This window comes from Vicinamibacterales bacterium (assembly GCA_041659285.1).
GTDB lineage: Bacteria > Acidobacteriota > Vicinamibacteria > Vicinamibacterales > UBA2999 > 12-FULL-67-14b.
This window is the reverse complement of the sequence record JBAZYO010000001.1, coordinates 247,085-265,237: the sequence shown is the minus strand read 5'-3', so window position 1 is coordinate 265,237 and position 18,153 is coordinate 247,085. Positions and strand designations below refer to the sequence as shown.

17 protein-coding genes and 1 tRNA gene are annotated in these 18,153 nt (G+C 65.7%); 3 read left to right on the top strand and 15 right to left on the bottom strand.

Features of this window, described 5'->3' with window-relative positions:
* Nucleotides 1-2: 2 nt before the first annotated feature.
* The 7 genes from WC815_01210 to WC815_01180 all read right to left on the bottom strand — a co-directional run bounded on the left by WC815_01210 (nucleotide 3) and on the right by WC815_01180 (nucleotide 5,216).
* Nucleotides 3-626 (bottom strand): (2Fe-2S)-binding protein, encoded by a 624-nt coding sequence (locus WC815_01210; GenBank protein ID MFA5907372.1) that lies wholly within the window; start codon nucleotides 624-626, stop codon nucleotides 3-5.
* 116 nt (nucleotides 627-742) lie between these two features.
* A complete protein-coding gene (locus WC815_01205) occupies nucleotides 743-1,819 on the bottom strand; it encodes an L-threonylcarbamoyladenylate synthase (GenBank protein MFA5907371.1) in 1,077 nt (358 codons plus the stop codon).
* Nucleotides 1,816-2,883 (bottom strand): DUF3810 family protein, encoded by a 1,068-nt coding sequence (locus WC815_01200; GenBank protein ID MFA5907370.1) that lies wholly within the window; start codon nucleotides 2,881-2,883, stop codon nucleotides 1,816-1,818. Before WC815_01200 ends, WC815_01205 begins: the two co-directional genes overlap by 4 nt.
* Nucleotides 2,884-2,922: 39 nt before the next feature.
* Nucleotides 2,923-3,138: a hypothetical protein gene (locus tag WC815_01195; GenBank protein MFA5907369.1), complete on the bottom strand. Its 216-nt coding sequence runs from the start codon at nucleotides 3,136-3,138 to the stop codon at nucleotides 2,923-2,925.
* Between the two features lie 2 nt (nucleotides 3,139-3,140).
* A complete protein-coding gene (locus WC815_01190) occupies nucleotides 3,141-3,803 on the bottom strand; it encodes a hypothetical protein (GenBank protein MFA5907368.1) in 663 nt (220 codons plus the stop codon).
* A 318-nt stretch (nucleotides 3,804-4,121) separates the two neighbouring features.
* The gene (locus tag WC815_01185) at nucleotides 4,122-4,670 is read right to left on the bottom strand and encodes a hypothetical protein (protein MFA5907367.1); all 549 of its coding nucleotides are present in this window, start codon (nucleotides 4,668-4,670) and stop codon (nucleotides 4,122-4,124) included.
* A 363-nt stretch (nucleotides 4,671-5,033) separates the two neighbouring features.
* A complete protein-coding gene (locus WC815_01180; GenBank protein ID MFA5907366.1) occupies nucleotides 5,034-5,216 on the bottom strand; it encodes a hypothetical protein in 183 nt (60 codons plus the stop codon).
* A gap of 49 nt (nucleotides 5,217-5,265) precedes the next feature.
* Between WC815_01180 and WC815_01175 the strand changes: the two genes are divergently transcribed.
* On the top strand, nucleotides 5,266-6,009 hold the full coding sequence (locus WC815_01175) for a hypothetical protein (GenBank protein MFA5907365.1): 744 nt from the start codon (nucleotides 5,266-5,268) through the stop codon (nucleotides 6,007-6,009).
* Nucleotides 6,010-6,027: 18 nt separating this feature from the next.
* Here the strand turns inward: WC815_01175 and WC815_01170 are convergent, their stop codons facing one another.
* The 4 genes from WC815_01170 to der all read right to left on the bottom strand — a co-directional run bounded on the left by WC815_01170 (nucleotide 6,028) and on the right by der (nucleotide 10,072).
* On the bottom strand, nucleotides 6,028-7,620 hold the full coding sequence (locus tag WC815_01170; GenBank protein ID MFA5907364.1) for a hypothetical protein: 1,593 nt from the start codon (nucleotides 7,618-7,620) through the stop codon (nucleotides 6,028-6,030).
* 81 nt (nucleotides 7,621-7,701) lie between these two features.
* A tRNA-Pro gene (locus WC815_01165) sits at nucleotides 7,702-7,778 on the bottom strand.
* 79 nt (nucleotides 7,779-7,857) lie between these two features.
* A complete protein-coding gene (locus tag WC815_01160; GenBank protein MFA5907363.1) occupies nucleotides 7,858-8,304 on the bottom strand; it encodes a MerR family transcriptional regulator in 447 nt (148 codons plus the stop codon).
* A 37-nt stretch (nucleotides 8,305-8,341) separates the two neighbouring features.
* Entirely contained in the window at nucleotides 8,342-10,072 is a 1,731-nt protein-coding gene (der, locus tag WC815_01155; GenBank protein ID MFA5907362.1) for a ribosome biogenesis GTPase Der, read from the bottom strand.
* A gap of 164 nt (nucleotides 10,073-10,236) precedes the next feature.
* On the opposite strand from der, the gene WC815_01150 reads away from it, so the two are divergent.
* Both WC815_01150 and WC815_01145 read left to right on the top strand, forming a co-directional pair.
* Nucleotides 10,237-10,506 (top strand): HU family DNA-binding protein, encoded by a 270-nt coding sequence (locus WC815_01150; protein MFA5907361.1) that lies wholly within the window; start codon nucleotides 10,237-10,239, stop codon nucleotides 10,504-10,506.
* Between the two features lie 103 nt (nucleotides 10,507-10,609).
* A complete protein-coding gene (locus WC815_01145) occupies nucleotides 10,610-11,536 on the top strand; it encodes a site-2 protease family protein (protein ID MFA5907360.1) in 927 nt (308 codons plus the stop codon).
* Here the strand turns inward: WC815_01145 and WC815_01140 are convergent.
* The 4 genes from WC815_01140 to coaBC all read right to left on the bottom strand — a co-directional run bounded on the left by WC815_01140 (nucleotide 11,533) and on the right by coaBC (nucleotide 18,144).
* Complete coding sequence (locus tag WC815_01140; protein MFA5907359.1) at nucleotides 11,533-13,473, bottom strand: response regulator; 1,941 nt, start codon at nucleotides 13,471-13,473, stop codon at nucleotides 11,533-11,535. The two genes, WC815_01145 and WC815_01140, sit on opposite strands and share 4 nt — an antisense overlap.
* 326 nt (nucleotides 13,474-13,799) lie before the next feature.
* Nucleotides 13,800-16,148, bottom strand: a complete 2,349-nt coding sequence (gene priA, locus WC815_01135; GenBank protein ID MFA5907358.1) for a primosomal protein N' — start codon at nucleotides 16,146-16,148, stop codon at nucleotides 13,800-13,802.
* A 7-nt stretch (nucleotides 16,149-16,155) separates the two neighbouring features.
* Nucleotides 16,156-16,875, bottom strand: a complete 720-nt coding sequence (locus tag WC815_01130; GenBank protein ID MFA5907357.1) for a uracil-DNA glycosylase — start codon at nucleotides 16,873-16,875, stop codon at nucleotides 16,156-16,158.
* Between the two features lie 3 nt (nucleotides 16,876-16,878).
* Nucleotides 16,879-18,144 (bottom strand): bifunctional phosphopantothenoylcysteine decarboxylase/phosphopantothenate--cysteine ligase CoaBC, encoded by a 1,266-nt coding sequence (gene coaBC / locus WC815_01125; GenBank protein ID MFA5907356.1) that lies wholly within the window; start codon nucleotides 18,142-18,144, stop codon nucleotides 16,879-16,881.
* Between the last annotated feature and the right edge of the window lie 9 nt (nucleotides 18,145-18,153).

The following is an 18,153-nucleotide window of genomic DNA, read 5'->3' as shown; positions in this document are numbered from 1 at the left end:
GTTTACGCCCCCCTCGATTTCTCGGCCGCCACCATCATGACGTCGAGAATCTTGTTGTAGTCAGCACAGCGGCAGAGGTTGCCGGAAATCCCGTGCGCGAGCTGCTCGCGGGTCGGGCTCGGATTGGTCTTGAGGAAGCCCACCGTGGCCATGACGAAGCCCGGCATGCAGAAGGCGCACTGGAAGCCCTGGCCTTCGACCACGGCCTGCTGCACCGGGTGCAGGGTGCCATCGGGCTTGGCGAGACCCTCGATGCTCACAACCTTCTTGCCGCGCACACTGTGCGTCAGCACCGAGCACGCGTACCGTGGGACATCGTCGACCGTGACGGTGCAGGCGCCACATTCAGCGCGGTCGCAACCCAGCTTGGTGCCGGTGAGACCGAGCTTGTAGCGCAACGTCATGGCGAGCGTCTCGTTCTTCAGCACGTCGACACGGCGCTGCTGGCCATTGACGTCGAGTGTGATGAGACGTTCGACCGCACCGGCCATGCCATCGTTCTGGCCCTGGATGGTGGTGCGGAAGAGGTATGCCGACGCAGAAACGGTCGCGCCCGCTGCGATGACACCTTTGATGAAATTACGTCGCGAATGACCGGGTTGAAGACCCGGTTCGTCTGTCGTCATGCCTTCTTGACTCATTGAGCCATCCCCCCGAATAGCTGCGCATGATAGCACCAACTGTCGCGCTGTAATACGGTGTTACTGCCGATTCGTTGCATCTGAACAACTGTTCAATCCGATTAGCACTTTCGAATCCGGCCGTCGGCGGCCCTGATCAAGCGGTCGCGGACGGCCAATCCGAGTCCGGCCGTGCCTATGGAGGTGGCCAGGATGACGTCAACGCCCGTGCCGTCCAGATCCCGCAGGGCGGCGAACAATTCGCGGGCCGCCCGGGCGGGATCGGACCGCGATCCATAGGGGCGCACGTCCACGCGGCCGGCGGCGGCCACCGGCGCCAGTACTGGCGCCAGCGCCAACAGATCTTCTTCGGGCGCCAGAATTCCCACGCGATGGCCCTGAGCCGTCAGGGAGCGAACCTCCGCGCCGACGCCCGCGATCACCGCATCTGAAAGCCCTTCGAACAAGGTGAGGGCGGCACGCGGCGCGTAGTGCCGGGTCAGTTGGCCCGGCGCCAGTTGGGCCGCCTCCGCGCTCCCCCGCTGTTCGATCGCGACGACCTCCGGCACCACGGCCCGGATCTGTTCGAGCGTCAGTCCCCCTGGCCGGCGCATCACCGGCGGGTCCACGGTGAAGTCCACGATGGTGGACTCGAGGCCGATGTCGGTGGGCCCGGCATCGAGGATCACATCGACGCGGCCGTCGAGATCGGCCAGCACGTGTTGCGCGGTGGTCGGACTCGGCCGCGAGAACCGATTCGCGCTCGGCGCCGCCACCGGCACGCCGGCCATCTCCAGCAGCGCCCGCGCCACCCGATGCGACGGCACCCTGAGCGCCACGCTGGGCAGGCCGGCGGTCACGCTGTCGGGGACCACGGGTTTCTTCGGCAGGATGATCGTCAGCGGGCCGGCCCAGAACGCGAGCCCGAGCTTCCGGGCGGCGGGCGGAATCTGCGACGCGCAGGTGGAGAGTTGTCCGATGTGCGCGATGTGGACAATCAGGGGATCGGTGGCCGGGCGGCCCTTGGCCTCGAAGATTCTCGCCACCGCCGCGGGATCGAGCGCGTTGGCGCCCAGGCCGTAGACGGTCTCCGTGGGAAAGGCCACGAGCTTGCCGTCACGAATCGCCTGCGCCGCCAGCTCGATGGCGGCCGGATCCGGCTGGTTCGCGTTCACGGTGATCACGCGGGTGGCGATCATGGTGCGGGTGCCGGGTCGATGTTGATCGCGTTGGCGCCGAGCAGCAATTGGATCACGCGACTGTAGCTTTGCACACCTTCCTCGACGCCTTGCGACTTCAGCAACTGATCGTAGGTGGACCACGCCGCCCGTTCCACAGGTTGCACCAGCGCCTTCAACCGCTCGCGGATCGCCGCCTGATCCCGGCGCGGCCCCGCCTCGAGCTTCTGCAGCACCAGGCGCTGCGTCACCGGCTGCAATTGACCGGCCGCCGCTGACACCAACTCGAGCCACGCGCTGTATTCGGCGGCGGGCCCCGCCCGCAAGGCGGCGAGATAGCCGACGAAGCTCGCCTCCGACTCCGGCGCGTAGCCCGACAGGTGCGCCCACTCGTGCGCGAGCACGACCGGCCGCTCCGGCCCGGTGAGATCCGGATTGAGCAGCGTCTCGAGGTAGAAGGGCGCCAGCATGCCGCTCACGCCAGAGGCGCGGAAGAACGGCGAGAGCCACGAGGTCTTGGGCGAGGCGACGCGGGTCGGCCGCGGACGGCCCAACTCGCGTTCGACCTGGTGCACGGCGTCGATCAACGCCCGCGGCGTGTCGTGGACGGACGGGAAGCCCGCGGCGTGCGCGGCGGCGTGGGTGCGATTGGCCTCGCGCACGGCGTGCTCCGCCAGCAGGCGTACCGCCAGCGGGGTGACGCGCGACGCGTCGTACGGCACCACCGACTCGATCGGCGTGCGCGCGTAGTTGAATCCCCACGCGATCAGGAACCACAAGTACACGACCGACACGGCGGTGACCGTGGCGAACAGGCCGCGGCCAATCGGCCTGATCGATCGCTCCTTGCGGGCGCGGCGAAACCAGTAGATCCATCCGCCCAGCGCGATCAGCCCAACGCCGACCAGCGTGAGGTCGAACAGGGCGAGGCCGGCGCGATTCGACGCCGAGGTGAGGTTGGACTGCACGATCGGATAAAGCCCGCGCGCGTAGAAGCGCTCAACAGTGGGCGCCGCGGGCGGGAACATCGCCACGGTCGCGGCAACACCGATGACGCAGGTTTGAAGAATGGATTTCGCAGACACGTTCGGCCGCAGATTGCGCAGATTACGCAGAACCACAGATCAATCGGGCCACGAGGGCGACGGGTGGAGTCGAATATCAGAGATATCGACCTGCAGAAACTCCTCCGGCAATTCAACTTCCTCGGCGTTGAACACAAGGGCGTCCTTCAACTCGCGCCCGTCCGCCATGACGAGGTCCACGCGTTGGTACCCCATTCCCGATTCGGGCAGGGCCTGAAGCTGCTGAGTCCAAATCCGCTCGAGTTTCTTGCGCATGACTAGGCGTCCGGAATTCTGGCAGGGCCACTGACCGTACGCGGCTGCGTACCCGCAGGGAAGATCACCTCGGCACCTCCTCCGGGTTGGCTGAAGGCCGGCATCACAGTCCCGCGCTGAATATCGGTGTCCCTCCAAGGCTTCCCGGTAAACACATTCGACGCAGGCGCAGGGTTGGGAAGGGCATATCGCGACACGGCCTCGCGTCCTGACCTGACGCGTATCGCGTCCGCTTCAGTGGTCGCATACGTGCCCGGCAGCCACCTGAAGTCTGCCGTGAGGCGATTGTCGTTGGCGTACGCCGAGAAGCGCTTGAAGACCTCGTCGGCCTCCGTCCTCGTGGTCGGCGCGGCAACGGCGGGGCCTTCACTGCCTGATTCGCTCAACCCCGCTTCGCGCACAAACGAATCCGAAAACAATCGCGAGATGACCTTCAGCGCGCGGATCTCACCGACCGATTCCTTTGCTCGTTCAATCAACCGGTCGTAGGGCACCTTCGTCAGAATATCGGTCGACTCGTCGGCAAACAAGAGAAGCTGTGCATTGTAGACAACGCCGAATTCAGTCGAGTCGTCCCGAAGCTCGACCCGAACGACCTGGTACCCCATGCCGGACTCGGGCTCGCCGAGCATCTGCTGGATCAGGTTCGGAGCCAGGCGGTACATACGCCGAGATTACCGCAAACACAGACAGATTGGGCTGACCGGGCTTACCATTCCTTGCCGTTTGGCGTGGGCCGTCATTTCCTGAAGTTCCTGTGCGCATACGCGCGCTTCTGGAGAAGTCACCGCCTTGTCGATGCACAGATCGCACCGCTGATGCCACGCGTCCCGTTGTGCCTTGAAGGCGACCAAGCGCTGATCGCCAGCCACGGAGGACAGAGCCTAAACGCCGAGCGCGAGCAGGACGCCGACCGCCAAGAGGATGCGTCCCCAGCGCGGAGACCCAATACGCAAGCCATTCGTCAGGTCTAAACGAGACTGTCACTCGTCTGGGCCGATACGGTGGCCAACTGTGAGTGTGTTAAACATCGCTGCCGAACGGCCGGCGGCGCCCGTCTCGGCCTCGTTCCCATCTGGCGCGATTTCAAACAGTGCGACATGACGCGACTGAGCCTCATAGAAGAAGCGCTGCACCTCATCCGACGTCTGGGAGAGCCATCTTTGAAAGCGCTCTTCGACGCGGGCGGCGTGTTCAGGCAGCCAATTCGTCTTCTCGTCAACGACCCGCCCGCGGCTTAGGTGCGCAATTTCGGCCGACGCGCGCCCAAACAGCTTGCCGAAACCGTCAGGCCACGGTTCGTTCCACGACACCGCGCCGAACGCAGCATCAGATGCGCACATGTGGTTCTTGTCGGACGGATCGAACAAGAACTCAATCAGGTTCCGCAAATGAATGGCGTGAGATTCGATGTAGGTGTTGGCGTCGACAAGACGGAGCTGGTTCCATCGCGTTCGAAGCACGAGGCCTGTTTCGTGCAGCATCCAGCGCTCGTATTCGATCGCCTGCACTTCTCTCTCCAGTCTGCTCATAGGTTCATCCATACCCGGGAGCCTCATCCGATGCGGGGCCAGTAAGCCTAGTTGGGAGAGTATTACAGCCCACAGGCACCGACACAATGCCGGGGCTCACTGGCTCGCCCAAATTCTCGAGTCGGCCGTCTGTAACGCTCGCGATTCAATTCAGGTCTCATTTACGTTGGCGAGCTCGATACCGCCACACAGATCTAAACGGCCCTGATAGATCCGGACAAGGCATGGCAGAATGGCGCCGACGATGGGTTCCTACAGGAAGTTCCCCGACGAGCACCTCCGCTTGCAAGGGTTCCTGAATCTGAGTGACGCCGGGGTTAGGTTCGCCATGTGGCTGCGAGACTAGAACGAATTTCGTCCCGACTAGAGCCTCGCATAGGTGACCGTCGCGAGCCGACTCGTGACGCCGGTGTAGGTGTAGTCGAAAGGGCGCAGCAGGATCACCTCCGAGGTGACGCGGCCGAGGACGTCGAAGGCACGCCACTGCCAGGGTGGCAGGTGAAGGCCGCCGAAGACTGGCGGGAATCGATCTCCGGGTGCGTGCACCTTGCAACCGACACCCAACTACAGCGCGGCGATGCGGTAGCATTCGGCCATGACTCACGACCCACGGGGATTCTCCGTTGTGCTTTTCGTTGGGCTGGTTCTGATCTGCGCCTCGCTCCTCTACAACCGTACGATCAACGGACCGGCCTTTGCGCTATGCATCGTCGCTTCCGCGGCCGCCGTGATCCTGCTGGCCAATACAGACCGACTTGAACAGTTGCTCTTCAAGCAGGGCGACAACGAGCTGCGTGTCGGGTTGCAGCAGTTGGAGAGGAACGTCTATGCCCGTGTGGAAGCGCTGCGCCGAATTGCCGAGGGCGTGGCCTCGATGGTCGCCGAGGGCGTGGCCAGAGAGAATAGATTTACCGGTGAAGATGAGGTGGAGCAGATGCTTAGAAGGCGCGACGACTTGGTGCGCTTCTTGAGTGGCGACGATGTCGCCTCACAAAGCTCCGCTGCAATCGTACGGCCAATCGAATTGATGGCCGACTGGGACCTAAGAACCAGGATCCTCGTCGACGCGCGGGCCGCATGGAAACTGCTGCCAGGCGAAAACCCGAATCAGCCTCCGCAGCGAGACGTCGACGCGGCCAAGGTGAAGCGCGTTCTCGAGACCCCAGACCGCTTGGCGGCGCTGCAGGAGCTAGAGCGGCTGCTGCGCGGGGATTTACTCAATCGGATCCCATTCGAAGCGGTCGAGACGCATGTTGTCAGGCTGCGTGGGCTCATTGAGAGCGGGCGCCTTCCGAAAATGGTCCCGGCTGATGACATGTCCACGGCCCCGATACGGTAACGCCCTGCTCACGGAATACTACCCACCGCCCCACGCGGCCAACCGACGAATCAACCTAGGCAGAAACGCCTTCCAGTCATCGATCGCGTCCGGCAAGGCGATGAAGATAGTCAGCGCCGCTATGCCGAGGGCGACAACAGTCAGTCGCCGCATCGCCTTCTGAAGCGATAGATTCTGCGCAGCAGACTCCGCCTGGATGTTTGCGTGAAGCGCTGACGCAGCAACGGCGAGCGATTCGCGCAATGACGTCGACAGGAGCCGTAGGCGCTTCGAGTGCTCTCGAAGATCCTGTCTTACGTTCGCGAGCAGGCCTCCGTGTTTTCGCAGGTCTTCGTGTAAACGAATGAAGTCATCGTCGGGCGACCTGGGCCAGCGAGGTCCCTGCTCCGTGAACAGTTCCACTTCGTCGATGATTGGTAAGAGATCCGTGCTGAGCGCCGTGAATCGGGTCTGCAGCTTCATTAGGTCGGCAGCTGATTGCTGCCCGTTATTGATCGAGATTCGCCCCGTTTGGTCTCGAAGCTGCGCGAGCTGCGCGCTGATTTCGCGAATGAACGTGGCAAGCCCAAGAATCGCCAGATCGTTGTCGAGACCTAGAACTATCCGCCCGACGATGGCGCCACGGGTTCTCTCCCGCGTCATTTTTGTGAGCTCGTCGTTCGCTAGGATGTCATCGACCTTCCCGCCGATCACCCAGGCATATGGCGCTGTCTCATTGACGTACGAGTAACCGAGCCGCAGTCCCTCAAGGTGCACGGAAGTCCACGCGTCGATAGGGCTGTCGAGATGAAGGCTCCAGAGCCACTCGCACGATGGGACCTCGTGGGCTGGCTTACCGTCATCGTCGACGACACGCTCAAAGAGGGGTTGCGCAACGGTCGTGATGTACTCGCATGTGAAGCCGCTGCGCCCGCGGCTCGGAGCAAAGAAACCCGGGAGCGTGGCACCGACCCATGTCTCACATACGGCGCGCAGTTCTCCCCGGGTTTTCACCGCGGCCGCAACCCGCAAGTTTGAGGGGGTATGAAATCTCCAGCGCGTCGCCCCAATTTTTTCCGGAACGGTCGCGTAGGTTTGTCGAAGGGAATCTTCAACTGCGCGCTCCAACTGGGAACCCTCTTCCAGGACGAAGCAGAAGACCCCCATCGTGACACTCGGCAGAAGTTGGTGCAGGCCCGCCCGGACGTACTTGATACCGGCCGGCAGATTGACCCGGTACTCGACGCCCACGTAGCCCGTGGCGCCCGTGGGCACGAAATAGCCAAGGTTTAAGCCGCCGCCCCAGCCGCGTACTTGGTTACGCGCTTTCAGGACCCATTCCGCCGGCCGCTCGCCTCCATTGGCGCGCCACGAATCGCCGCCCAATGCGTCCAGCGCCGCAACAAGCCGGGCGACTTCGGAAGGCGGATACGCTTCGACTATCCAGATCGCGTGGGTTCTGAGTTGCTCGTTCGCGGGCGGGTAGCCCTTGCTGTTCTCTTTGGGGTCCTGGACATCGCGACAGAACTCCATGCTCTTTGCGATGTGATCAGGCACCGGTTCCGCCGTGGAGTTGGCGAATCTTCCGGTCAAGTTAGCCACGAACGCCGTCAGCTGTGAGCTGATTCGCATGAAATGAAGGCCCCGTTGCAAGTTCGTTGCAAACAGAACGGGCGCGACCCGAAGGCCGCGCCCGTAACTTGTTGAAATTGTTGGTCGGGATGCCGAGATTCGAACTCGGGACCTCCTGCACCCCAAGCAGGCGCGCTACCAGGCTACGCTACATCCCGTCCAGACTTGCGCCGACGGACTTGCGGGGTTGAGACAATTGGCGCCCCACAAAAGGGGCGCCCGACGAATCCTACGATTCTATTTTCTCTTGGCGGCTTTCGCCAGCGCCTTCTTCTTGGCGGGGGGAGGCGGCACCAGTTCCAGTTCCGCGGCCTCCACGCCGTCTTTCGCGAGCATCTGCAGGATCGATTGCAGTCCGGTCTTCACGTGCCGCAGCCGATCCCTCACGCGGTCGCCGAGCACATCTTCCACCACCAGCACGGCCGCGCCGTTGCCCGGCGTCTCGTTGTCCTCGCCCAGCCGCCTCCGGGCGCCCGACAACGTCAGGCCTTCATCGAAGACGAGCTGCTTGATGCGCAGCACCAGCTCGACGTCCGATCGGCGATATAGGCGCGGGCCGCCGCCGGCAGGTGCCTGGCCGATTTGCGGAAACTCGGCTTCCCAGGATCGCAAAACGTAGGGCTGAACCTGCACCACTTCGCAGACTTCCGCAGCCTTGAATAGCTCGCGCTTGGGTGCAGCCATCGAGGCAGTTTCCACCGCGGAGTATAGCACGCGGACTTTAGCGTCCCGACCGCTTCGGGCCGCGCTTCGCGCGCGCCTTGTTGGACAGGACGGGCGGTTTCTTGGCGTGCGACTTCGCCTTGGACGAGCCAGGCTTGCCCTTCCCCTTCACGCGTCCCTTACCGGACTTGTGCCCCGCCTTGCCCGCCGAAGCTTTAGTGGAGGCGGAAGCGCCTTGCGCGGAGGGGGACTTGTCCCAGGCGGACTTGTTGGCCGCGGCCTTTCGCTGGTGGGCCGCTACCTTCTCGCGCTGGTGCGTCGTCCGCTTCGACCCCGGCCCCTTCCTGACCGGGCTGCGCCGCTCCGGGGCGCGCTCGCTCGCCGTCTTGCGCTTCTCGCCGCGCTGATCGGCGCGACCGCGGATCTGGATGCGGATCGGCGTGCCGTCAAAGCCGAAGGCTTCGCGCAGCCGGTTCTCGAGAAAGCGCTCGTACGAGAAGTGAAGTTTGGTGACGGTGTTCGTGAACAGCACGAACGTCGGCGGCGCGACCGCGGCCTGTGCCGCATACATGACGCGGACGTTGCGGTTGCCAGCCGCGACCGGCGGCGACGCCGTCGTGATCTTGTGGATGAAGCGGTTGAGCTCTCCGGTCGGCACGCGCTTGCGCGTGGCGGCATAGACCTTGTCAACCATCTCGAGCAACTTCGGCGTGCGCTCGCCGGTCGCGGCGGAGATGTGCAGGATGGGCGCGAAGTCGAGGAACTTCAACTGGTACCGCAGGTTCTCGTCCCACTTCTTCGCGGCGTCCTGCCCCTGATCTTTCATCAAGTCCCACTTGTTGGCGGCGACGATGACGCCGCGGCCGGCGTCCTTCGCCGCGCCGGCAATGGCGCCGTCCTGATCGGTCGGGCCCAGCGTGGCGTCGATCACGAGCACGACGACGTCGGCGCGTTCAATGGCGCGGCGCGCCAGCATCACGCTCACCGTCTCAACCTGCCCGGACTTCGAGACCTTGCCGGGCTTGCGGATGCCGGCGGTGTCGACGATGCGGAACTGGCGGCGATGCCACATCAGCAAGGAGTCCACGGAATCGCGCGTGGTGCCCGGCACCTCGGAGACGATCATTCGCTCTTCGCGCAGCAGGCGATTGACGAGCGACGACTTGCCCGCGTTTGGACGCCCCACAATCGCGATGGCGGTCTCGTCTTTCGCGCCGTCGACCGGCTCCGGCTCCTCCTCGTCCTCGTCGCCATCACCCGGCGCGGCGCCGGGCAGGCGGGCTTGCGGGATCATGGCGAGAATCGCGTCCAGCAGATCGCCCACGGCCTGTCCGTGTTCCGCGCTGATCTCGACCACCGAATCAAAGCCCATTCGATAGAGCTCGAGCGCGCCATCACGGGCGCGGCGATCGTCCATCTTGTTGATCGCCAGGATCACGGGTACGCCGGCTTCGCGCGTGGCGGCGGCAATTTCCTGGTCGCCGGGGATCAAGCCCTCCCGGCCATCCACCACGAACACGATCAGGTCGGCGGTCTTGAGAGCCCGCTGCCCGCGCTCGACCACCAGCTCATGGAGCGGATCCTCGCTGGCACCGAACAGGCCCCCGGTGTCGGTCAGATCAAACCGGGCATCTCCCCAAACCACCGGATGGGTGATCACGTCGCGGGTCGTCCCGGGAATCGCGGTCACGATCGATCGGCGGGCGCCGCTCAGCCGGTTGAACAGCGTTGACTTACCGACGTTGGGCCGGCCGACCAACACGACCTGGGGCAAATGTTTCTGCGACACTATTTCCCCTATCTTACAGGTATAAAAGGGCTTGCGGTGGGAACTCCCCTACAGCACCTGCACGGAACTACCGATAAATACATCCAGACAAAGCACTTATCCGTTTGACAGCGTAAGTCCTCTGATTTAAGCTATTTACACTGATCGAGGAGCGACCAGAGCGCATGATCAAGGTCGACATCGTGAACGAGGTCTCTCGGGTGGCAGACGTCACCAAGGTGAAGGCCGAGCTGGCAGTTGATGCGGTATTCGAAGCAATGCGTCACTCGATGCAGCGCGGGGAACGCATTGAGCTGCGGGGGTTTGGCGTGTTCCAGGTAAAGCCCCGAAAGCGCGGGATTGGCCGCAATCCCCGTACGGGCAAGGAAGTACGCATTCCTCCCGGCCGGACCATTCGCTTCAAGCCCGGCAAGGAACTGCAGAACATCGGTTAAGCCCGTGTACCCTCCTCAGGGGCCAGACGGCCCCTCGTCCCTGCCCATTCCAGATCCGATCGATCGGTACGATGACTTCGTACCGGTTTACGTGCCGCCTCCCATGCCTCCGAACCACGGGCGGCTGTGGGTGCAGCTGGTCCTCCTCGGCCTCACGCTGGTCTCGACGACGGTCGTGGGCGGCTGCCACTACTACAGCTTCACGTTCGACCTCGCGTCGCTGAACCAGGCGCCGCCGGACTCCCAATCGGTGCAGGGAATCTTCGCGGATCCGATGTTCTACGTGCGCGGGCTCTGGTACAGCCTGACCATCCTGGCGATTCTCGGCTGCCACGAGATGGGGCACTACCTCGCGTGCCTCCGCTACGGCGTCGAGGCGACGCGCCCCTACTTCCTGCCGGCGCCGCTGCCACTGACCGGCACCCTCGGCGCCTTCATCCGGATCCGATCGCGCATCCCCGGCAAGGTCGCGCTCTTCGACATCGGCATTGCCGGCCCGCTCGCCGGGTTCGTGGTGGCCGTGCCGGCACTCTTCCTCGGATTATGGATGTCGCGGGTTGACCGGCTCCCCGACGACGCCTCGCAGCTGATGGAACTGGGTGAGCCGCTGCTCTTCCGCTTCGCAGCGTGGATCGTGTGGGGCGAGGTGGCGGACGGCTACTCGATCAACATGCATCCGATGGCGTTCGCGGCGTGGTTCGGGCTGCTGGCGACGGCGCTCAACCTGTTCCCGATCGCGCAGCTCGACGGCGGCCACATCGCGTACGCCGTGTTCGGCCGCCGCTCCACCGCCATCACCATCGTGATGATTGGCGTCGCGATCGGACTGACTTTCGTGTCGTCCAGCTGGATCGCGTGGACGGTGCTGCTGGTCGCGATGATCGTGATGATGGGGCCGCGGCACCCGCCGACGCTCGATGAAGCCGAGCCGCTGGATCGCGGCCGCCTGATCCTCGCGGCGGTGGCGCTCATCGTGCTGATCGTGTGCTTTACGCCCGCGCCGATCGGCCCGTTCATCGGCGCGCCTTAACCGTCAAGCAGGCCGCGGATGGCACCCGCCAGTTCCGCGCTGGTGAACGGCTTCTGCAGGAATGCCGTCGCCGCGCCCGGGCCGGCCTGCCCCAATGCATCTTCGGGATAGCCGGACAGGTACAAGACGCGGAGGCCCGGCACCAGGGCGCGGACGCGCGCCGCCAGTTCCGGTCCGCTCATCGACGGCATGACCACGTCGGTGACCAGCAGGCTGATCAGCGACGGATCTGCTTCACACAACGCGAGCGCCTCGATCCCGGTCGGCGCGGTGATCACCCGGAAGCCAAAGCGGCTGATGGCGACGGCGGCGAACTCGCGGACGTCCCCGTCGTCCTCCACGAGCAACACGGTCTCCCACCCCGCCGGTTCCGGCGCGGCCGCCACCGGCGAGGTCGCACCCGCCGGTTCCAGTTCGCTCAAGGGGAGGAACACCTTGAACACCGTGCCCTTGTCCACGGCGCTGAAGACGACGACCCGTCCGCCGGCATTCCGCACAATCCCATAGACCGTCGCCAGCCCCAGCCCGGTGCCCTTGCCGGCCGGCTTGGTCGTGAACAACGGCTCGAAAATCCGCCTCTGCACGTCTGGCTTCATGCCCACGCCCGGGTCGCTCACCGACAGCACCAGGTATCGGCCCGCCGGAATGCTGTCGGGGTTCGCGGTGGGCTCGTTAAACGTGACCGCCGCCGTCTCGATGACCACGCGGCCGCCTGCGGGCATGGCGTCGCGGGCATTGAGGACGAGGTTCATGACGATCTGTTCGAGTTGGCTGGGCTCCACATTGACGCACCCGATGTTCGGGCGCAGCGTGGTCACGACCGTGATGTCTTCGCCAATCAGCCGCTGCAGCATGTCGATGATGCCGGCGATCAGGTCATTGGGAGCGACCGTCTGCGCGCTCGGCGCGTCCTTGCGGGAAAACGACAACAACTGCGAGGTGAGGGCCGCCGATCGCCTGCCCGCCTGGTGAATACCGTTCAGCATCTTGGCGACACGCGGCTCCCACCCCCCCATTTCCACCAACGCCTCGGCGTAGCCATTAATCACCGTGAGCAGGTTGTTGAAGTCGTGGGCCACGCCGCCGGCCAGGTGCCCGATGGCCTGCACGCGCTGGCCCTCGCGCAGTTGATCTTCGGCGCGGCGAGCGGCGGATTCGGCAAGGCGGCGGGCCCGCAAATCTCGAAAGGCCACGACCGCGCCGGAGACGAGACCATCCGGTCCCCTGAGGACGGCGATCTGCCTGTCGATGGGAATGAGCCCGTCGTGCCCGGCCAACAGATTCTGCGTCGCATCCAGCGGATGGCCCTCCCCGATCGCCGCCAGGATGGCGCTGTGCAGGGGTTGCCGCGTCGCCTCGTCCACCAGCTGAAACACGTGGTCCGCCGGCTGGCTAATCGCCGCCGCGGCCCGCCACCCGGTCAGGGCCTCGGCTTCGGGGTTCATGAACGTCACGCGCCCGTCGCGATCGGTGGCGAGCACGCCATCGCCGACGGTGGCCAGCGCGGCGGCATATTGGAGCTCACGCTGGCGCAGCTGGCGCTCGATCGCATGGCGGTGCAGCGCCATCTCAATGCTGATCGCGAGGTCGCCGGAGCGGTACGGGCGGACCAGGCAGCCCACGGGACTGCACGCCTTGGCCAGTGCAATCGCCTGCGCGTCGGTGCGCGTCGTGAGCAGCACCACCGGGATGCCGAGCGTCCCCTGGATCACCTTGGCGGCCTCGATGCCGTCGAATTGCCCTTCGAGGCTGGTGTTCATCAGCACGAGGTCGGGCCTCGCGCGCCGGGCCGTCTCCACCGCCATCGGCCAGGTCCGTTCAGTCCCGATGACCTCCAGGCGAAGCTTCCGCAGGTGCGCGTGCAGTTCCGCCGCGACCATGGCTTCGTCTTCCACAACGAGGATTCGTCCCGTAAGCGTGCGACCCGTCAACAGCATTGCGCCGCGTCCCCTCAACTCGATGTGTCACTCACACCTCCGGCCCGGATGAAGGAACCCGCGCCATGTGGCGCCTGGAGAGTGAGTGTTGCGATCGATCACCCGATCCCGTTGGGGGCAACGGCCATCATCCCGGCTGCCGAGGAGGCCGCCAAGAGCACATGGAGTGCTGGTTACGAAACGCCGAACGATCCATAAGTCCGAATCTCACAGCGCAACGCCGAATGCATCCGCCGCAAGCTGTCGCGATTCTATGCGGAACCCTGCTGCAGTCAATGACTCGTGCGCAGACAGTGTGCAAGATTGGTATTCGAGTGTCGACACTGTCACAACATCGATAGCGGGTCGACGTCCACCGAGAGGCGCTTGCCCAGTTCCGGCTTCCGCGACAGGGCCAGTTGCAGCGCCTCGCGCATCGCCTTGCGGCTCGTCCCCTTCAGGAAGAACTGGGCGCGGTGTTCGCCGCGCAACTTCGTCAGCGGCGCCGGCGCCGGGCCGAGCACCACGAAGCCGCGCCCGCCCTTGGTCGCCTCGGCCAGGTCGTGCGCGCCGGCCATCGCCTCTTCGAACGTCTTGCCGCGCACCACGACGTTGACCATCGCCACTTGCGGCGGGTAGCGCATGGCCCGGCGGAACTCGACTTCCTTCTCGTAGAAGGCGCGGTAGTCCTGGTCGCAGGCCAGCCGCACGCTGTAATGCTCGGGCACCAGCGACTGGATGATGGCCTGCCCGGGCCGCTCGCCGCGGCCGGCGCGGCCGGCCACCTGCGTGAGCAGCTGGAACGTGCGTTCGGCCGAGCGGAAGTCGGCGAGCCCGAGGCCGACGTCGGCGGAGATCACGCCGACCAGCGTGACCTCCGGAAAGTCGTGGCCCTTCGCGATCATCTGCGTGCCGATCAGCACGTCCACATCGCGGCTCGCCACGCGGTCCAGGATCTCGACGAGACTGCCCTTCCGGCGCACGGTGTCGCGATCGACGCGCGCCACCCTCGCCTTCGGGAACGCGGCGCGAACCTCGGCCTCGACGCGCTCGGTGCCGAAGCCGATGCGTTCCATGTAGGGGGCGGCGCATTTCTCGCACGCCTTCGGCACCATCCGGGTGAAGTTGCAGTAGTGGCAACGCGCCCGCCAGCCTTCGCGCTCCGCGCTTCGGCTCGGCAGGCCCTGACTCGTGTGCACGGTCAGCGTCACGCTGCAGTTGGGGCACTCCAGGCTCGCGCCGCATTGCCGGCACAGCACCGAATTGGCAAATCCCCGCCGGTTGAGCAGAATCAGCGACTGCTGCCCCTGGTCCAGCCGCGCCTGGATCGCCTCGTGCAGCGCCCGGCTCAACACCACCTCGGTGCCCGCGGCCGCGATCTCGTCGCGCATGTTGATCACCTGCACCTGCGCCATCGGCCGGTCGAGCACGCGGCGGTTGAGGGTGACCAGCGAGTAGCGCCCGGCCAGCGCGTTGGCGTAGGACTCGAGCGTCGGCGTCGCCGAGCCGATGACGACCAGCGCGCCGGCGAACTTGCCGCGCATGATGGCGACGTCGCGGCCGTTGTAGCGCGGCGTCTCGTCCTGCTTGTACGAGGTGTCGTGCTCTTCGTCGACGATGATCAGGCCGGGGTTGGCCAGCGGCGCGAACACCGCCGAGCGCGTGCCGATCACGACGTTGACGTCGCCGCGGCGGATGCGATGCCACTGGTCGTGCCGCTCGCCGTCCGACAGGCCGCTGTGCTGGATCGCCACCGCGGCGCCGAAGCGGGCGCGAAACAGCGCCGCCACCTGCGGCGTCAACGCAATCTCGGGCACCAGCATCAGCACGCCGCGCCCGCTCTGCCGCACCGCGTCGGCCAGCTGCAGGTAGACCTCGGTCTTGCCGCTGCCGGTCACGCCGTGCACGAGCGCGACGTGAAAGGCCTTCGCTGCGGCCAACGGCGCGAGGTGGGCCATCGCGGCCTGTTGCTCGTCCGTCAGCGCTCGCCGTGCCGACGCACCGTCCTTGTCCACCGTAGCGCCCGGCGCGAAGGTGGAAGCCTTGCCGGCACCGACCGCATGCTCGAACGGATCGCGATCGACGCGGTCGTTGCGGACCGCGACGTAGCCGAACCCCTTCAGCCGGGTGATGGTGGCGGAGGCGATGCCGCGAGCGGCGAGGTCGGGCGCCGCCATGCCGTCGGGCGAGCCCTTGAGCAACTCCAGCGCCTCTTGCTGTTTCTTGCCCAAGGTCCGGCTAACCGCCTTCGCCGAGGCGTCGTCGGTCGAGAAGCCGGACGCCACCTCGCCTGCCGTAGCGTCCGCCTTTAGGCGGACCATGCCCGCCGCGGTGAGCGCCACCACCCGCACGGTCTTGAATCGGTCCGCCCGCGCGGTCAACCCGTGCGGCGGCAGCGCCGCGGCGAGCGCCGCGCCGGGGCCGGCCAGGTAATAGTCGGCCACCCACTGCGTGAGCTTGACCACATCCGCCGGCACGAACGCGTCCGCGTCCATCACCTGGACGATGTCCTTCAGCGCGAACCTGGTGTCGGCGGCGCTGACCTGCCCGACGGCGACGCCGGTGATCTGGCGCGGGCCAAGCGGCACCACCACGCGCGCGCCGGGCACGGGCATGGGCTGATCGGGAGGGACGCGATAGGTGAGCAGGCCGAGCGCGGGCACCGGCACCGCGACGGACACGAGACGATCGCTCACGGGGTACCTACAGGTCGCCCTGGAGGATGGCGCGGACCTTCTTCATGTCTTCCCACACTTCGCGCTTCGCCGACGGGTTGCGCAGCAGGTAGGCGGGATGAAAGGTCGGGATCAAGGTGGTGCCGCGATAGTCGAAGGTCCGCCCGCGCAGCCGTGTGATCGGGTCAGTCGTCTTCAGCAGGCACTGCGCCGCGAACTTGCCGAGCGGCACGATCACGGCGGGGTTGACGACGTCGATCTGCCGGAACAGGTACGGCTCGCACGCCGCCACTTCGTCCGATTCGGGATTGCGGTTCTCGGGCGGCCGGCACTTGATCACGTTGGCAATGTAGACCTGCTCGCGCGAGAGGCCGATGGCTTCGATGATCTTGGTCAGCAGTTGCCCGGCGCGGCCCACGAACGGCTCGCCGCGCTTGTCTTCTTCTTCGCCCGGCGCCTCACCCACGAACATCAGGCGCGCCTTCGGGTTGCCGACGCCGAACACAGTCTGCGAACGTCCGAGCGTGCACAGCTTGCAGCGCATGCAGGCCGGGCCGATCTCGGTCTTGATGTCGTCCAGCGATTCGCTGACCGCTTGCGATGTGGTGTCCACCAATGTGGCGTCCGCCTTTAGGCGGACCTCAGTGGCAGCCGCTTCGGCCCGCTCTCGCCAGGCGGGGTCGCGGCTCAGGCCGGTGACTCCCATGTCTGCGTAGTAACGCAGGTGATCGGCAATTTCGCGTGACATGGGCTAGGCCTTGGCGGCGGCGTTGCGCGCGGGAACGGCGATCAGCAACTGCTCGACGCGATCGAGAATGCGGCCGGCCACCGCGCTCTTGCTCTGCAGGGGCACGTCTTCGACGCCGGCCTTCGACACGATCGACACGGCGTTGGTGTCAACGTCGAACCCGGCGCCGGCCCGCGAGACGTCGTTGGCCACGACCAGGTCCACCGCCTTCTTCGCGAGCTTGCCCTGGGCGTAGGCGACCACGTCGTCGGTCTCGGCGGCAAACCCAATCAGCACCGGCACGCCCTGGGCGCGCGACGGCAGCCGGCCGAGGTCACCGAGAATGTCCTTGGTCCGGTTGAGCGTAATGGTCAGCGCGCCGTCGCTCTTCTTGACCTTGTGGGACGCGGGCTCGGCCGGCGTGTAGTCGGCCACCGCCGCCGCCATGATCACCGCATCCTGTTCGGCGGCCCGCGCCATCACCGCGGTGTGCATCTCGGCGGCGCTGCGCACCGCGATCACGTCGGCGCCGTGAGGCGCCGGCAGGTGCGTGGGCCCGCTGACCAGCGTGACCGCGGCGCCGCGGCGCAGGGCCTCGGCGGCCAGGGCGTAGCCCATGCGCCCGCTGGATCGATTGCCGAGATAGCGAACGGGATCAATGTCTTCGAAGGTCGGGCCGGCGGTGACGAGCAGACGCCGGCCGGCCAGGGTGCCGCCTTCGCCTAACGGCTTCGGCGCGCCAACGGCCGAGGTCTTCGCACCCAAGAGCTGTTCCGCCGCCGCGACCACGTCGTCCGGTTCCGCCAGGCGGCCCTTGCCAATCCATCCGCAGGCCAGGTAGCCGGCGCCCGGGTCCACCACGTGCACGCCGCGCGCCATCAGCGTCTCGAGGTTCTTCACCACGGCCGGGTGCTCGAACATGTTGGTGTTCATCGCCGGTGCGATCAGCACCGGCGCGCGGGTGGCGACGTAGAGCGACGACAGGAAATCGTCGGCGAGGCCGTTCGCGAACTTACCGATGGTGTTGGCGGTGGCCGGGGCCACCAGCAGCAGGTCGATGGTCGAGGCGATCGAGATGTGCTCGATGTCGGCGTTGGCGCCCGCCTTCCACTGATCGGTAATCACTTCGCGGTGGGTGATGGCCTCGAACGTCAGCGGGCCGACGAACTGCGTCGCCGACCGGGTCATCACCGCCACCACCTCGTGACCGTTTTTCTGGAGCCCGCGCGCGATCTCCACCGCCTTGTAGGCGCCGATGCCGCCGGTCACGCCGAGTGCGATGAATGCCATGGTCAACCT

What these genes read in the sequence shown, in the direction of transcription:
- WC815_01210 (MFA5907372.1), bottom strand. Translation starts at nt 626, where the DNA reads ATGACGACAGACGAACCGGGTCTTCAACCCGGTCATTCGCGACGTAAT.
- WC815_01205 (MFA5907371.1), bottom strand. Translation starts at nt 1,819, where the DNA reads ATGATCGCCACCCGCGTGATCACCGTGAACGCGAACCAGCCGGATCCG.
- WC815_01195 (MFA5907369.1), bottom strand. Translation starts at nt 3,138, where the DNA reads ATGCGCAAGAAACTCGAGCGGATTTGGACTCAGCAGCTTCAGGCCCTG.
- WC815_01190 (MFA5907368.1), bottom strand. Translation starts at nt 3,803, where the DNA reads ATGTACCGCCTGGCTCCGAACCTGATCCAGCAGATGCTCGGCGAGCCC.
- WC815_01185 (MFA5907367.1), bottom strand. Translation starts at nt 4,670, where the DNA reads ATGAGCAGACTGGAGAGAGAAGTGCAGGCGATCGAATACGAGCGCTGG.
- WC815_01175 (MFA5907365.1), top strand. Translation starts at nt 5,266, where the DNA reads ATGACTCACGACCCACGGGGATTCTCCGTTGTGCTTTTCGTTGGGCTG.
- WC815_01170 (MFA5907364.1), bottom strand. Translation starts at nt 7,620, where the DNA reads ATGCGAATCAGCTCACAGCTGACGGCGTTCGTGGCTAACTTGACCGGA.
- WC815_01160 (MFA5907363.1), bottom strand. Translation starts at nt 8,304, where the DNA reads ATGGCTGCACCCAAGCGCGAGCTATTCAAGGCTGCGGAAGTCTGCGAA.
- WC815_01150 (MFA5907361.1), top strand. Translation starts at nt 10,237, where the DNA reads ATGATCAAGGTCGACATCGTGAACGAGGTCTCTCGGGTGGCAGACGTC.
- WC815_01145 (MFA5907360.1), top strand. Translation starts at nt 10,610, where the DNA reads ATGCCTCCGAACCACGGGCGGCTGTGGGTGCAGCTGGTCCTCCTCGGC.
- WC815_01140 (MFA5907359.1), bottom strand. Translation starts at nt 13,473, where the DNA reads ATGCTGTTGACGGGTCGCACGCTTACGGGACGAATCCTCGTTGTGGAA.
- WC815_01130 (MFA5907357.1), bottom strand. Translation starts at nt 16,875, where the DNA reads ATGTCACGCGAAATTGCCGATCACCTGCGTTACTACGCAGACATGGGA.
- coaBC (MFA5907356.1), bottom strand. Translation starts at nt 18,144, where the DNA reads ATGGCATTCATCGCACTCGGCGTGACCGGCGGCATCGGCGCCTACAAG.